The organism is Agreia sp. PsM10 (genome assembly GCF_030433855.1).
In the GTDB taxonomy this organism is placed as follows: Bacteria; Actinomycetota; Actinomycetes; order Actinomycetales; family Microbacteriaceae; genus Agreia.
In genome coordinates this window covers 41,691-57,143 of record NZ_JARUXC010000011.1, presented here as the reverse complement: position 1 = coordinate 57,143, position 15,453 = coordinate 41,691, and the positions used below count along the sequence as shown (strand labels likewise).

Here is a 15,453-nt window from a genome sequence, read left to right as displayed (position 1 = left end):
AAATCCCCATTCCGACATGGAGGGTCGTCTGATGCGGAACATGCCGGGCAAGTGCGGACGCAGAGCGGCGCGCGCGAGGGGTGTCGAACTGAGCTAGGCCGGGAAGATTTGCGTTCGTGTTACATCTCTGTAATGCGTTCGAAGTGGAGCATGGGCCGAACTGTGGCACGATGACGGTGGGGGTTGTTCGGCCGCCGTGCTCGACGACCTTGAGGGGAAGGCCGCTGAAGTGGAACTTCGTGACTACATCCGAATCCTGCGCAAGAGTTGGGTGCTCATCGCCGTGCTGCTTTTCGTCGGCATCGGTGCAGCTGCCGGGTATTCGATCCTGCAGACGCCCAAGTACAGCTCTTCTGCAAAAGTGTTCGTCTCTACCTCGGGCGGCTCGACCGTTACCGACCTGCAGCAGGGAAACACGTTCACTCAACAACGGGTCAAGACCTACGCGGATCTCGCGACGACCCCGATAGTCTTACTGCCTGTCATCACTGAATTGGGACTCGACGTCAGTAGTAGTGAGCTTGCTTCGATGATTACCGCGTCAGCTCCGCTCGACACTACGCTGATCGAGATTTCGGTCACTAGCGTTGATGCAGCACTTGCAGCAAGGATCGCAACCTCCGTCTCCGAGAGCCTCACGCTCGCCGTGGAGAACATCGAGACATCGACCAGCGATACAAGCAGTGTCTCACCAGTCAAACTCACCCTCGTACAGCACGCTGAGGTTCCACAGACACCGGTCAGCCCCAACGTGCCGCTGAACATCGCACTCGGTGGCCTCGTGGGGCTGGCACTGAGCATTGGACTGGCCGTTCTCCGCGAAACGCTCGACAACCGCATTCGGAATGAGCGCGACGTCGAGCTCATTACAGCCGCGCCGATCCTCGGAGGAATCGTCTTTGACGCGAAAGCGTCAGAACGTCCGTTGATCGTTCACGATGATCCGCGAAGCCCTCGAGCAGAGTCGTTTAGAACGCTGCGGACGAACCTGCAGTTTCTTGATGTAGGTCGAGACAACCGCTCATTCGTAATTACGTCGTCGATCCAGAGTGAGGGCAAGAGCACGACCGCGGCCAATCTTGCTATCGCCTTGTCCGATGCCGGATCTCGCGTGTTGCTTGTAGACGCTGACCTCCGTCGGCCAAAGGTGCACGAGTACCTGGGGCTCGAAGGTGCAGTAGGCCTCACCGACCTGTTGATCGGGCGAGCAGAGCCGGAGGACGTCATACAGCCCTGGGGCAAGGGAGACCTTTTTGTTCTGCCCGCTGGAAAGATACCGCCGAACCCGAGCGAGCTCTTAGGATCCGACGCGCTGGTCAACTTGATCGGCGAGTTCAACCGGGCCTTCGATGTTGTGCTCTTCGATGCTGCACCACTTCTGCCCGTGACAGATGCTGCTATTCTCGCGCGCACGGTAGGCGGAACGATTGTTGTCTGCGCGGCAGGCCGGACTCATAAGAACCAACTGAAAGGAGCGTTCACTGCCTTGAGTAATGTGGATGCCCCAGTGTCGGGCGTCGTGCTCACCATGCTGCCCACCAAGGGGCCGGATGCTTATGGATACGGGCGCTACGGGTATGGCTACGGGTACGGCTACGGAGACACTTCTGTTCCGTCTGCGGCCACGTCGTAGCCACCGTTCGTTATTCGGCGAATCGCGCACGGTCATCTTCGGGGGGAGATAGGTTTTGTCGCAGTCAGAGTCCAGCAGCGAGTTCGTCGTCCTCTTCGTCTGCACGGGCAACATTTGTCGTTCGCCAATTGCGGAGCAGCTCTTTAGAGCTCAGACAGGGTTGCTATCGGGGCTAATCTCAACTTCGAGTGCGGGTACCTACGCTATGTCTGGCCAGGCCATGACTGAACAGGCGGCAGCATTGTCGCGACGATATAACGGAGACCCGTCTCAACATCGGGCATCTGAGCTAACTTTAGCTCGCATCAAGGAAGCCAACCTCATTGTGACGATGACCCGTCAGCACCGCGCCGAGGTCGTGTCGATGCTCCCTAGGGCGTCGCGCAAGACATTTACTCTCCGCGAGCTGGATCGACTGATCGGCACCTACAGAGACCTCGAACCGGAACCCTGGGACCTGCCACGGCTCGCGAGCGTAGGGACGCTCGATGCTTTCATTCTCGGCGTCGCAGCCAAGCGCGGCTTCTCCACATCGGTAGTCTCGCCGACGGACGATGACATTCTTGATCCTTACCGGCGAAGCCAAGAGGTTTATGACGAGGCTGGCTTGCTCATCTCGCAGTCGATCAGGGAGCTGTCCCAAGCGATAATCACTGTGACCTCTTTTGGGTCAAAGACAAAACGTGACGAACTATCGCAAACCGGTAGAATTGTTTCGGACCAAAGTCGTTCCGCTCAGCGACAACGGGGGAACGATGATTGAGCAAGAAGCCGAGGCCGAACCGACGCAAACGCCGCAGAAAGTTACACGCGACTGGCGCAAGCGCTATGCGTACGGCCTCGTCCTTACCGATTTCTTGGTTCTGATATGGGTGATCGTCGGAGTGCAGATCGCGTGGTTTGGATTCACGACCTCCCAAGTGGCGTTTAACGGAAGGCTCAATGATGTTGCTCTGAGCTACAGCTTCACGTCGCTCATTTTGATATTGGCGTGGATGCTCATGCTTGGCGTTTTTGGCTCGCGAAGCTATCGCGTCCTGGGTACTGGAACTCAGGAATACAGGTTAATTGCAGACGCCAGTGTTCGGCTTTTTGGCCTTGTCGCGATCGTGGCGTTCCTCTTTCAGATCGACTTTGCGCGTGGCTACATCCTCTTGGCCTTCCCGCTCGGGGTTATCGTGCTGCTCTTCTCGCGATGGATTTGGAGGCAGTGGTTGGGAGTCCAACGCCAGAACGGCGGTTACTCGTCGCGAGTTCTCCTCGTTGGTTCTGAGGCTTCCACAACATACCTCGCGGCCGAGTTAGCTCGCCTGCCCACCGCGGGTTACCACGTAGTGGGCGCGTGTATCCCGAGTGGTACGGTAGCGGGTTACCTGGGCGACACGGGCATACCCGTTTTCGTAAGTATCGACCGGTTGCAAGAAGCCATGATTCAAAGCGAGGCAGACACTGTTGTGATCGCCAGCAGCGAGGAGTTATCCGCCGAAAAGATTCGAGAAATAAGTTGGTCACTCGAGCCTGGCCGGCAGCATCTGGTCGTCGCACCAAGTCTCACGGATATCGGTGGACCGAGGATTCATACTCGTCCGGTTGCAGGCCTTCCACTGATTCACGTCGAGACCCCGCGATACACAGGAGCCAAACAGTTCACGAAAAGAGCGTTCGACCTCGTCGCATCAGTGTTACTTGTGGCCTGCTTGTCGCCTCTACTGGGGCTTCTCGCCATCTGTGTTCGGCTTACATCTGCGGGCCCGGTTCTGTTTCGCCAGGAACGAATTGGAATTAATGGTCAACACTTTCAAATGCTCAAGTTTCGTTCTATGGTCACGAATGCCGAAGATCTCCTTGATCAGTTGAGACTTCAGCAGCGTGACAAAGGCAATGCTGTGCTTTTCAAGATGTCAGACGATCCAAGAATTACCCCGATTGGTCGATTTCTTCGACGATTTAGCCTCGACGAACTCCCCCAGCTTTTCAACGTCGTCGGCGGTAGCATGTCTCTCGTCGGGCCACGACCCCCGTTGGAACGTGAGGTCAGCCAATATGGCCCTCACGTTCATCGAAGATTTCTTGTCAAGCCAGGAATAACGGGCTTATGGCAAGTGAGCGGGCGCTCAAACCTCTCTTGGGAGGATACGGTTCGACTCGACTTGTACTATGTCGAGAATTGGTCGATGACGGGCGACCTCAATATTCTTTGGAGAACTGCTCGGGCAGTATTTGCCCGCGAGGGCGCCTACTAGCAGCGGGTTCTACGGTCGTCAGCTCAAGACTCGCTCCGAGGGTCGCCCAGAAGTGTCGGTGGACCGACGTTCTTTGTTTCGTTTTGAGAGCTGCAAGATCACGATGGCTATCAGTACAGGAACGAGCGGAATTAGTACTCGTTGAAAGTTGAAGGTAAAGCTGCCGCGCATCAATGGGAATACGTAGCCGGCGATCATGATGTAGAAAAACGTGGAGATCGTGGAAGACGAGTTCTCTGCAGCCCGAGCCAGCTTTCCAACAAGGAGACCAAATAGGGCGAACACGCAGATGACTCCGACGAGTCCGAAATTCGCAGTTGGTTCACTGTAAGAGCTGAAGGCGAATCCGATGCCTTTTGCATCCGTTGCAGGGAACAACTGGGCGTTCAGGTACTCGTCAATGGAACCGGGTTTCCCAGGCCAGATTGCTCGAGGGACAGCGGCTGTTAGAGCAGCGAGGTAAGAGTTTCCGAACAAGTAAGGGAGCGATTGATTCTCATAGGCCGAAATCTGTACGGCAAACGCATCGACCATGGCTGTGTCCAACCCTCCGAGGAATCCCCCGAATAACTCATCCGGCGTCAGTGCCTGAGCTAGGGAGTCGCTCAGCGATACTCCCGAGGCGAGGTTGTCGCGCCAAATACGGGGTGCGACGAACCCGAGAACAATAAGGGTAGGTAGCCAGAGGACAATTCGGCGCGGAGAAAGAACCGACGGGTCCACCCGAGCCAGCGCAGCTATTATCGCGATGATAATAGGAATGAATACCGCCCGACTTCCGGACGCGATCTGAGGAAAGACCGTGATGGTGAGAACCACGAGACTCAGGACCTGCAGCCGCCGCCGCCGTTGAACGGTTGAGTATAGAAACAGAAAGAGCACGGCCCCAGTGGCGAACTGAAGTCCTGAATATAGGTAGCCAGAGCTTGAGCTGAGAGCATTCCGCTGCTCGTCCGACCTGCCGGAGAGGGTTCCTTGCCAATAATTTCCCCATCCCGTTTGCAGGATGTAGAGGAAGTAAAGTGTCATGCCGATGCACGTAATCGTGATCAAGGCCGGACGGATCTTGGACCACTCTTCTTGGGGTAGTTCGCGAACTTGTTGCTTCGACGCGCCCTTCACCATTGGGCCGGCTGAAATGGAGTAGACAAGGCAGAGTGTGGCGAATCCGATCCCCGCGAAGAGTTGCGCGTATACGTAATTCTGGTCATAGGGCGCCGAGGTAAAGATGTTGATCGAATCCTGAAACAAGACGACGTACGCTGGTCGCGCGATGAAGAGCACGAACTGGCAGTACGTGATTATGGAAATGATGGACACCGCATTGAATACGCCGGTTATCAGGCGAACAAACATAATGCCTATGGCAAGGAAGAAAGCTGCAATCGCTATTCCAGCATCCGCAAAGTCTCCCTGCAGAGACAGCAGAAGAACGGCTGTTACGGCGCACGTAAACGCAGATCCAAGTAAGTAGATTAAGAGAGGGACGCTGCTTGCGTCCCGAGCCCCATCTTTTGATCCAGGTCTAAACGTTGTGATTCCGGCGGCTTTCGAATTCATAGTTGCAGGTCCTTGATCCTTCGAGCAGGTATTCCCGCGTAGAGTCCGTCTGGACGGGTGTCTCGAGAGACCACAGCACCTGCCCCTACGATGCAGCCCGGTGCCACAGTCACCCCGGGAAGTATCACGGCTCCGGAGCCTATCCAGCAACCCGGACCGATAGATAAGGGCTTGGATTCAGACGGACCTGCTCGCCGTTCAGACGGACCGAGACCGTGACTAGACGTTATCAATCGCACATGATCGCCAATTTGAACATTGTGCCCGATAGCTATGGGAGCTTCAGCGTCGATGAAGCAGCCCTCATTGATGAAGACGTGCTCTCCAATAGTGACGGGCGAGCGCCCCCGGATTGTTGTTCCATTCAGGATGAGGGTACGGCCGCCGACCTGCACATTGGTGTAACCGAGTAGACGAGGGCGAAGTCGATGAGGAACGAACCTGGACGAGCTCAACACGAGCATTAACTCGCTGAGAATCTGTCTTTTCATATTTATCCCAATTTTGATTAGGACTACTGCGGGGCAGCAATCGGATCACTCAGCTTGTCAGATTGATTGAACGCTGGACTATCTCAGCGGTTACTAAATCGGTGTACTGGCCCCAGCTCAAGATCCTGTTCTTTGGGCTCGAACTGCGCATACGATTCCCCCGGGCTTCCCGCTCGAGCCACGGCAGGGGGACGGCTGAGACCATCGCTGTCCGAAGAGCCTTAACATCGCCTGGTTCGATCAATGATCGATCCTGATCTTCAAGGAGCTCTGCCGAACCAGTACAGGAAGTCACGATGACCGGTAACCCGGCGCCGGCAGCTTCGATGACTGCGAGGGGACAGGCGTCTTCGATGCTGGGGAAGACGAACGCGTCAGCTCGGGCGAGCGCGATGTTCACGTCCTCATGCGGGAGGACGCCCTTGTATCGAACGTTTTGAGGCAGTGCATCTAGGAGTTTCTTATTGACGAGAGGACCGATAAGGTCAATCTCCACACGCAAGTTTCTTGCGGCCTGAACAAGAAAGCCGATTCCCTTTCTGTTGCTGATCTGGCCCACGTAGACGAGTCGAACGGGTCGATTCAGCGGCTGAGAGCGTAACTCTTCCACCGGTGCAAAGCGAGTAAAGTCGACGCCGTACGGGGCCTGAAAAATTGTTTCCTTACGTATCCCGCTATCGATGAGTTGGCGAGTGACGACACTCGAGGGGGAGAGAATCACGTTTGCAACGTCGAGTTCATCCTCTACCCTGGACACAAGCCTCTGAGGGTAGATTTCCCCAACGACATCGCGGCGATCATAGAAGTTGAGAAGAGCCTCGTTGTGCGCCTTGGGTGGCGCATCGACTTCATGGAATACCTTTAGCGTGTGTTCTTCGGCCGATAAAAAGGTCTGGAGTGCCGCCCCTGGCATTCCCGCGATGACTCTGGTGTCCGGCGACAGTGCAGCCGCGACCTTGCGATCAAATCGTTCTTTTATTCGAAGAAGGGCCAGTGTTCTTGATGCCGATCCTGCTCGATACTTTTGGATGAGGCGCAGCGCTTCCAATTCTGGAGCGACTTCAGTCACCCTAGGTCCTGCCGCCAGTCCCTTACCGAGGCGTTTGGAGGTGGTCGACGAGCCAGAGAGCGATGATATCGCGCGCGAGACACTGCGGGATATTTTTCGCGATGGAACAAACGTTCTGAGAAGCAAGTCCCTCGACATCCATTCCTCGGTGAGGTGGGCGAGGGCGCCTTCCGGGTAAGGCATGGACGTTGAGAACGAGCTGTCGAGTGAACTATTCATTGGACAGAGCCGCCTCGATTTGATCTAACGGAGTTCCCTGCGTGAGGGCTTTCAGCACATCGGCCCCATAGTCGGCCCAGGATCTGCCTCGGGCAACTACAGCAGTTGCAGCGATTCCCATGAGCCGCCTCTCATCTTCAGCGGCGTAAAGATTTTGAAGAGCATCTCGGATGGAACCACCGTCTTGTGCCGGCACTAGCGAACCGCCGTCGGGTACAAGCCCAATGTCCAATCCGCCGCATCGATCCGTGACTATCGACGGCAATCCAAGTGCTGATGCCTCGATAAGTACATTGCCGAAGCCATCAAGCAGGGTCGGAAATACAAAAACGTGTTGAGAAGCGAGGCGACGCCACAGGGATTCTTGGGGGAGGGAACGCACAAAGGTCGCCCGGACGTGCGGGTAAGTTCCCCTTAGTTGCGATTCCATCTGGGTTGTATCTGATCCGATGAGCAGTAACTCATAGTTTTCGGGATGCGATGAACCCTCGATTGCCTCGAACAGATAAGACAAGCCTTTGCGCTGGCTTATATGCCCGGAATATGTCACCTTAAGTGGCTCTGTTGCTTTCCTTTCATCAGTCGCTGATCCCAAGAGGCCGAGGGCCCTGAAACGCTCAATGTCCACGGCGAGCGGGATGGAGGCGATCCTTTCCTGGTCCACCAAGGTTGCGAACGATTTTCCCGTGAAGGCACTATTCGCGAGAACAAGACTTGCTCCCTTGGCCTCAATTGCCGCATCGCGGTCCGCAGCAAGAGGATCGCCCGCAATGAAATGTAGGTGGCGGGCCCAGTCTGGATTTGAAACGGCTTCTTCTGCCATGAGGTTCGAAGAGTAGTCCGCCAAGGGAAGGGGCGTGTAGAGGGCGTATGGAACGCCGAGCCTGATGCATTGTCGGGCAAGTCCACTATGGGTATTGCTGGGGATGATTACCCACAGGTCTTCTTCGCCGCGCATTTTGAGCTGGCCGATGATTTTCTTCGCGATCGCACGATTGCGTGCGTGGAGAAGTCGACGTTCGAGATCGGAATTACCTATGCGTCGTGCGATCGCAGCCGCAAGGTCCCGAGCGATTGCAGCACGTTTGAGAAGGGGACCCCTAATCGAGATAGGCAATTGCCGACTGTTGAATTCATTCCTGATGGACTTCGGCAGGGCACCAAGCCAAAGACTGTCGTTTGCCTGGTTTCCAACCTGAGCCGATGTCCAGTATTGGGCGAGGACACCTTCATCCGCCATCCGAGCGGCGATCCATTTGGGCGCGGGATGAGATCCGGGGTTGAAAACGATGTAGGACCTAGACAAGATGTTGGCTCCGTTCGCGGATGGTATGCCTTCAGTGATCGGGTGTGCGAAGATCGCGGGAAAATCTGGTTCTTAGAATGACGTGCGCGACCAATGCAACTGAGACCATTGCTATCGCCATGACCCAGGGCTGGCGGGTTAGAGATGAAAGACCAAGTACGCACACGGTTGCGACAGATGACGAGGCGATGAGCACTGGCACAAGAGTCGGAATGCTGTGAGCGTAGTACCAGCCCAATATGGGTTGATTGAGGGAATTGAATGCAGCGATCAGAATAACGCCCGCCGCCAAGGGCCAGGCTGCCATGAAGGAGTCTCCGTATAAGAGCCAGACGAGGAGGGGCGAGAAAACTGCGGACGTCGCCAAGAGAATCGCGAATATCGTCATGAGACGCATTACGCGCGCCATCGATGATCTTCTATAGTCAGGATCCGTCATCGCTGATAGAGACGGAACGATCGATTGCGTTAAAGATCCCGTGACTAGGTTCAGCGGTGCCGCCAGCCGCGATGCTGCTCCGTAGAGCCCGGCGATGGCCGTCCCTCCCACAGCGCCGATAACAAGCGAATCAGCTTGCTGGAGATTGGATGCGAGACTCGTGGTGGCGAACTTGTGATTTTGACGGATGAAAGTGATGGGATTTCTGGGACGACCGAAGAGGCGCATCGTCGGAATTATTCCTAGCGTGTATCCGACCGCACCAGTGAGAGCGAGCGCCGTGTACGCGGCATCCGTTCCGGAGTCGCCTACCCAGAGGAAAATCAGAAGCGCGCCCAAAGGAATAATGCGCCTTACGATCAGGATGATCGTTGCACGATATTCCTGCATAGAACCAATCAGAATCGATTGCGTCAGGTTTCCAAACAAGTCACCGGTCACATACAGAGCGAGTGCAAGTCCCCAATTCCAAGATCCCCGATGGAAGATTTGCCATCCGATCAACACCGCCGTGAAAACAACAAGATTCGTGACAAACCGGGTACTTAAGATTGTGGCCACAGTTCGGCCCGGTTCCTTGTCCGACGCCAGTCGAAGGGACCTATTTCCAAGACCGAACTCGAACGCCGTCATCAGTAATAGAGCAGCGCTGTACCCAATGGAGAATGCGCCGAAGTCGACAACACCCATGAATCGCGCTATGAGCGCAAAGGAAACGGCCTGCACTAAAGAGGAGAACGCTCGTCCGGCTGTAACCAGAGCAAACCGACGCGCGGTCCGAGATTTTTTTAAAGTTCTAAGAGCTCTAACGAGACGGTTCACATACGCCTCGAATTAGTGTCTGCGCTCTACGGCTTCCGTATCCCTCAGTATTCATACGAGCCTCCCCCCCGGCAATTCGTATCGTCTGGGCGACTCTGACCAACTCCTAGACTATATGACGAGCACGTGTCGATATGTTCTGGTCTCGCTACGTCTCAATTGGTTCTTTGAGAGAGAATCACCTGCGACAAGACTTTGGGGGATGTTCCTTGCGCATAATGCATGTGGCCACGCTCGTGACTCCAGATGGTGCATATGGTGGCCCGCTTCGAGTCGCCCTGAACCAGCTTGCAGAACTGCAAGCCATGGGCCACGAGACGCTCTTCGTGGGAGGGTATCGGGGCTACGAAGACGGGCCTCCAACCTCTATGGAAAACGTTCGAATGAAGCTTTTCCCTGTGATGCATCCGGCAAAAAAGTTTGGTTTCGCGACCATGTTCTCGATACCAATGTTGAGGTGGATCTGGACGCATGCATCTAACTACGACATTGTGCACATTCACTTAGCGCGAGACATGATCACGATGCCAGTGGCGCGGATGCTGACAAGCTTGAAGATTCCTTATGTCGTTCAATCGCACGGAATGATCGACGAGTCAAACAAAATTCTCGCGAAGGCACTAGATCTAGCACTTACGCGAAGTGCTTTACATCACGCCCAAAGTGTCGCCTACCTGACCCCTGAGGAAAAGCGCTCTCTGGCGGGCGTTTTCGGGTTAGGCGGGAGCTTAGTCAATTTGCCGAACGGGGTACCTAGGGCGTCCGTCCAGAATATTCAGCCCGCGAAGCGACAGGTGCTTTTTCTTGCCCGCATGCATTCGCGAAAACGGCCGACCGCTTTCGTAGAAGCGGCGCTCGAGCTTCATGAGCACTTTCCTGAAGTCACTTTCGCTCTCGTCGGGCCAGACGAAGGGGAGGCTGCGGAGGTTTCGACGATGATCCAAAACGGAACGACGGGGGCCTGGCTGAACTGGGAAGGAGCTCTCGACCCTGGTCTGACTCTGAGTCGAATGCGGGGAGCGACGATTTACGTTCTTCCCGCAGTAGATGAGCCCTTCCCCATGTCCGTTCTTGAAGCGCTGTCATTGGGAATCCCCGTGGTGATAACGGACACGTGCGGATTGGCGCCATTCGTCGAAGGTGCGGGCGCCGGAATCGTCACGGACGGAAGTGTTCAAGATTTAGTCGAGGCTATAAAGCTCTTGCTGACTGACGATACTGCGCGACGCGGAATGGCTAAGTCCGCGCTCGACCTCGCTCGGAGCACCTTTGAAATGGGTGCAGTGGCCGTGAGACTTGAGTCGCTATACGTAAGCGCATCTGGAAAGTCATAGAGGAGACCATCCATGACGAAACGTCTTGTAATTGTCCAGCCCTACGTTCCGAAATACAGAATTCCATTATTCAGTTCTCTAGTCGACGAGTTAGCCCGGGACGGCATCGACTGCGTCGTTGCGGCGGGAGAGCCGCAGGGTATTCAGGCCGCGAGGAATGACAGGGCCGACGCAGAATGGCTTGTCCCGGTTCGTCGACATGAAGTTCGTGTGGGTCGAGCCTCCATCAAGTTCAGCAACTTAGGTCGTGTTCTGTCGCGAGCAGATGGCGTCATAGTGGGCCTTGAAGGTACTTCTGTTGACGCCTATCGAGTGATTCTAAATGGCATCTTTCGGGGCATGCGAGTCGGGCTGTGGGGCCATGTGGCGTCGTATATCGGCCCGCCAAATTCGATCGACCTCGCCCTCGAGAAGTGGCAGATGCGTAGGGCGGATCAAGTTTTCGCTTATACCTCGGGCGGGGAGAGGGCGGCGCTGAAAGCGGGTATTGGCTCCGAAAAAATCACCGTTTTGATGAACACTGTTGATACTAATGCGCTACGCGACGCATCGACAATGATCAATGACCGAGATATCAACAAGTTTGTTGTTGACCATGAGCTAGAGGGTCGGCGCGCGGTAGCGTTTATCGGCGGGCTCGATGAATCGAAGAGGATAGCGTTTCTAGCCGACGCGCTTGACCGGTTGTGGAAAGTAGCGCCAGATATCGTCTTGCTTATCGGAGGCGAAGGTAAGTTGGCTTATCTTTTAGATAGCGCGCGCTCGCGGGGTCAGGTTCGGATCTTGGGCTACGTAGGTCCAACCGAAAAAGTAATTCTCTCGCGAGTCTCCAAAGCACTACTCATGCCGGGCCGTATAGGACTGGTAGCGGTTGAATCGCTCTTCCTCAAAATGCCGATAGTCACGACGGATTGGCCGTATCACGCTCCCGAGAGTGAGTATCTAATCGAGGGCGAGAGCAAGTTCACTGCTCGCAATGAAGCGGGGGACTTTGCGGACAAAGTTCTTGAGGTTGTCGCCCTCGGCCGGTCCCCTCAAATTGGCGAGTGGCGTTACCCCGAGATCGAAGACATGGTAGAGAACTTCGCAAACGGCGTGAAGCGGATGCTTCTCTGATCAGGAGATGCCACGTGCCAGACACGAGTGTTCGGAGCTGGTTCTCGGTGACTCTCACCGGTCCCCGGGGCGCCGTCGGGGGCCGGTGAGGGCAGGCATGTGGAGTGTTCGTCGGACCTACGCCTGCCCCCCGTTTGAGCGAGCCGTCCTGCGTGCCGGAAAGCGGCGCCCGAGGTTCTTGACGTCACCCGGCGCGATCACCGAGTTGGGCTCGACATCCTGCTTCACCACGGTCATCGGTCCGATGAGTGCTGAGCGACCGACTGTTACCCCTCCGAGGACCATGCACCTCGACGTGATCCAGGCTCCGTCCTCGATCGTCACCGGCCGCATGATCAACGCCATATCGGTGCGATGCGCATGACTTCCGGTGGTGATCATCGTCTCCTGCGAGATCGACACGTCGCTACCGATGTAGACGTGGTCCTGATTGTGAATCCACACACCTTCGCCGATCCACGATCGGGCACCGATGTGAAGCTTCCAGGGGAATTTGACGCGCGTGCGGGGTCGATAGATCACGCCCTCGCCGATCTCGGCACCGAACAATCGCAGAACACGAACGCGCAAGCTTGAACTTATCTGCCACGCGTTTGTCACGAAGATGAGTTCGGCGACCGCCCAGAGGTAGACGACAATTCTCGGCCTGTCCCAGGCCGCACGTTCGCCGGGGGCCTTCGACAGGTCGATGACAGGAGCCTCATCCGGCGTGCTCGATTCGTCGTTCAGTTCGCTCATTTGATTTCCCCCCGAAATCCGCCGGACATGATCCGGCGCTAATGTCGCACCTGTGAGTCACAAGCCATCATTGCGCATCCTGATCCTCGGCCTGAACTATGCGCCGGAACCCACTGGCATCGCGCCGTACACGGCCTCCCTTGCGAAGGGACTGGTTCAGCGCGGCCACAGTGTGATCGTCAAGACGACCCATCCCCATTATCCCGAGTGGAGAATTCGAGAAGGTTACGGGCGTTGGTCGCAACGCGAAACTATCGCGGGCGTGCGGGTTCAGCGATTGCTTCACTACGTGCCGCGGCGGCAGTCCAACCTGGCCCGCGTGGCGTCTGAACTGAGTTTCGGCCTAAGGACTGTCTTCAGCCGTTGGGGGCGGCCCGACGTCGTGCTGCTCGTCTCTCCGGCGCTCTTCTCGAGCTCGCTCGCGTCGATGCGACTCCGGCTGCTGGCCCGACGGGTGCCCTTCGCCGTGTGGGTTCAGGACCTGTACGGGTTGGGTGTCACGGAGACAGGAACGGGAGGCGGACGGGCCGCGCGTGTCATCACGGGGGTCGAGTCGGCCCTGCTTCGCAGTGCTTCCGGCGTCGCCGTGATTCACGACAGGTTCGCCGCTCACGTTGTCGACAATCTGGGTGTTGATTCGGATCGGGCTCGAGTCGTCCGCAACTGGACGCACCTGGAGGAGCTCGACCTGCCCCCGCGTGAGCAGACCCGGCAGACGTACGGCTGGGCTGACGACGAGACCATTGCGCTGCACGCGGGCAACATGGGGGTCAAGCAGGGGCTCGAGAACCTGGTCGCCGCAGCGAGAGTAGCTGACGAGCGCGGCGACAACGTGCGTTTCGTGCTGCTGGGCAAGGGCAATCAGCGGGAGCTCATTCAGGCCTCCGCTCGGGGCATCCGCAACATCCAGTTCATCGATCCTTTGCCCGACCTCGAGTATCAGGCGACGATGGCCGCGGCCGATGTGCTGATCGTGAACGAGAAGCCGGGCGTGGCCGAGATGGCCGTTCCGAGCAAGCTCACCTCGTACTTCAGCACAGGGCTGCCTATTGTCGTCGCCACAGACGAGGGCAGTGTGACGGCGGGGGAGATCGAGTCGTCGGGCGGAGGAGTCCGCGTGGACGCGGGCGACCCGCTCGCCCTGCTCGACGCGGCCCGCGCTCTGGGTGAAGACGGGGAGCGCGCACGCGAGCTCGGTGCGCGGGGCACGGCCTTCCGGCAGAACGTGCTGTCGGAGGACGCCGCAATCTCCGCATTCGCGGGCTGGCTGTCGGGTCTCGTCGCCGATGGACCGACGAGAGTCGCGCCCTCGGAGGCTTAACCTCGCCGAAATGAAAACACACCTGTGATGCCAAAATGACGCGCTAGTCTGAATTCGTATTCAGCATGGCAACGATGCACGGTCGCTATGACTGTATGCGCGAGGCCACAGTTTCTTGGGGGAGAAATACATGACCAAACGTGCTTTCATCACCGGTATCACGGGGCAGGACGGCTCGTATCTCGCTGAGTTACTGCTCAGCAAGGGCTACGAAGTACACGGCCTGATCCGCCGTTCTTCGACCTTCAACACCGCTCGCATCGATCACCTCTACGTCGATCCGCATGACCCGGCCGCGAAGCTGTTCCTGCATTACGGAGACCTGAGTGACGGGTCGCGTCTCGTCACACTGCTCTCGCAGATCCGACCGGACGAGGTCTACAACCTCGCCGCCCAGTCACACGTGCGGGTCTCATTCGACGAGCCCGAGCACACGGCCGACACGACGGGCACGGGAACGATTCGCATGCTGGAGGCCGTAAGGCTGTCGGGAATCGAGACGCGCTTCTACCAGGCGTCGTCGTCGGAGCTCTACGGCGCCACGCCGCCGCCCCAGAGCGAGACCACACCGTTCTATCCGCGCTCGCCGTACGGCGCAGCCAAGCTCTACAGCTTCTGGATCACCAAGAACTACCGCGAGGCCTATGACATGTTCGCGGTCAACGGCATCCTCTTCAACCACGAGTCGCCGCGCCGCGGCGAGACCTTCGTGACGCGCAAGATCACCCGGGCAGTGGCCGCCATTAAGGCCGGCACCCAAGACAGCGTCTACCTCGGCAACCTCGACTCGATCCGGGACTGGGGGTACGCGGCGGAGTATGTGGAGGGCATGTGGCGGATGCTGCAGGCCGATGAGCCCGACGATTTCGTTCTGGCGACGGGCGGCAACTTCACCGTGCGCACGTTCCTCGAGACCGCCTTCTCGCACGCGGGCCTCAACTGGGAGGACCACGTGAAATTCGACGAACGGTACCTTCGTCCGACAGAGGTCGACGCACTGATCGGTGACGCTTCGAAGGCGGAGGCGAAGCTCGGGTGGAAGGCGACGGTCGACACCGCCGAGCTCGCCAGGATCATGGTCGACGCCGACATCGCGGCGCTCGCCTCGCCAGAGAAACAGTGGGTCGACAAGGTGTACCTCGAGAGCTGGGGGACGAAGTAG

Annotated in this window: 14 protein-coding genes; 8 read left to right on the top strand and 6 right to left on the bottom strand. The window is 57.2% G+C overall.

What is annotated here, in order from left to right; translation table 11 throughout:
• Positions 1–196: 196 nt before the first annotated feature.
• From QCD70_RS13885 to QCD70_RS13875, 3 genes are read left to right on the top strand one after another with little or no spacing between them, the layout of a single operon-like run.
• Positions 197–1,633 (top strand): polysaccharide biosynthesis tyrosine autokinase, encoded by a 1,437-nt coding sequence (locus QCD70_RS13885; RefSeq protein WP_441004945.1) that lies wholly within the window; start codon positions 197–199, stop codon positions 1,631–1,633.
• A 55-nt stretch (positions 1,634–1,688) separates the two neighbouring features.
• Complete coding sequence (locus QCD70_RS13880) at positions 1,689–2,396, top strand: arsenate reductase/protein-tyrosine-phosphatase family protein (RefSeq protein WP_301217265.1); 708 nt, start codon at positions 1,689–1,691, stop codon at positions 2,394–2,396.
• Complete coding sequence (locus QCD70_RS13875; protein ID WP_301217359.1) at positions 2,389–3,876, top strand: sugar transferase; 1,488 nt, start codon at positions 2,389–2,391, stop codon at positions 3,874–3,876. The genes QCD70_RS13880 and QCD70_RS13875 overlap by 8 nt, the downstream gene beginning before the upstream one ends.
• An 18-nt stretch (positions 3,877–3,894) precedes the next feature.
• On the opposite strand, the gene QCD70_RS13870 is transcribed toward QCD70_RS13875, so the two are convergent.
• A complete protein-coding gene (locus QCD70_RS13870) occupies positions 3,895–5,436 on the bottom strand; it encodes an O-antigen polymerase (RefSeq protein ID WP_301217263.1) in 1,542 nt (513 codons plus the stop codon).
• Entirely contained in the window at positions 5,433–5,675 is a 243-nt protein-coding gene (locus QCD70_RS19245; RefSeq protein WP_367316728.1) for a DapH/DapD/GlmU-related protein, read from the bottom strand. Before QCD70_RS19245 ends, QCD70_RS13870 begins: the two co-directional genes overlap by 4 nt.
• Here QCD70_RS19245 and QCD70_RS13865 point away from each other — a divergent pair, their 5' ends adjacent.
• Complete coding sequence (locus tag QCD70_RS13865; protein WP_301217261.1) at positions 5,676–5,849, top strand: hypothetical protein; 174 nt, start codon at positions 5,676–5,678, stop codon at positions 5,847–5,849.
• A gap of 127 nt (positions 5,850–5,976) precedes the next feature.
• On the opposite strand, the gene QCD70_RS13860 is transcribed toward QCD70_RS13865, so the two are convergent.
• The 3 genes from QCD70_RS13860 to QCD70_RS13850 all read right to left on the bottom strand — a co-directional run bounded on the left by QCD70_RS13860 (position 5,977) and on the right by QCD70_RS13850 (position 9,782).
• Positions 5,977–6,996, bottom strand: coding sequence for a glycosyltransferase family 4 protein (locus tag QCD70_RS13860; RefSeq protein WP_301217259.1), 1,020 nt, complete (start codon positions 6,994–6,996; stop codon positions 5,977–5,979).
• A gap of 211 nt (positions 6,997–7,207) precedes the next feature.
• Complete coding sequence (locus QCD70_RS13855; protein WP_301217257.1) at positions 7,208–8,455, bottom strand: glycosyltransferase family 4 protein; 1,248 nt, start codon at positions 8,453–8,455, stop codon at positions 7,208–7,210.
• A 97-nt stretch (positions 8,456–8,552) separates the two neighbouring features.
• Complete coding sequence (locus tag QCD70_RS13850) at positions 8,553–9,782, bottom strand: lipopolysaccharide biosynthesis protein (RefSeq protein ID WP_301217255.1); 1,230 nt, start codon at positions 9,780–9,782, stop codon at positions 8,553–8,555.
• A gap of 218 nt (positions 9,783–10,000) precedes the next feature.
• On the opposite strand from QCD70_RS13850, the gene QCD70_RS13845 reads away from it, so the two are divergent.
• Together QCD70_RS13845 and QCD70_RS13840 are read left to right on the top strand one after the other, a co-directional pair.
• Positions 10,001–11,116 (top strand): glycosyltransferase, encoded by a 1,116-nt coding sequence (locus QCD70_RS13845; protein ID WP_301217253.1) that lies wholly within the window; start codon positions 10,001–10,003, stop codon positions 11,114–11,116.
• Positions 11,117–11,128: 12 nt separating this feature from the next.
• The gene (locus tag QCD70_RS13840; RefSeq protein ID WP_301217251.1) at positions 11,129–12,232 is read left to right on the top strand and encodes a glycosyltransferase; all 1,104 of its coding nucleotides are present in this window, start codon (positions 11,129–11,131) and stop codon (positions 12,230–12,232) included.
• A gap of 117 nt (positions 12,233–12,349) precedes the next feature.
• On the opposite strand, the gene QCD70_RS13835 is transcribed toward QCD70_RS13840, so the two are convergent.
• Positions 12,350–12,970 carry an acetyltransferase gene (locus QCD70_RS13835; protein ID WP_301217249.1) on the bottom strand — a complete coding sequence of 207 codons (621 nt, stop codon included), beginning with the start codon at positions 12,968–12,970 and terminating at the stop codon, positions 12,350–12,352.
• A gap of 52 nt (positions 12,971–13,022) precedes the next feature.
• Here QCD70_RS13835 and QCD70_RS13830 point away from each other — a divergent pair, with 52 nt between their 5' ends.
• Together QCD70_RS13830 and gmd are read left to right on the top strand one after the other, a co-directional pair.
• Positions 13,023–14,291 carry a glycosyltransferase gene (locus QCD70_RS13830; RefSeq protein ID WP_301217247.1) on the top strand — a complete coding sequence of 423 codons (1,269 nt, stop codon included), beginning with the start codon at positions 13,023–13,025 and terminating at the stop codon, positions 14,289–14,291.
• A gap of 130 nt (positions 14,292–14,421) precedes the next feature.
• The gene (gene gmd, locus QCD70_RS13825; protein WP_301217245.1) at positions 14,422–15,453 is read left to right on the top strand and encodes a GDP-mannose 4,6-dehydratase; all 1,032 of its coding nucleotides are present in this window, start codon (positions 14,422–14,424) and stop codon (positions 15,451–15,453) included.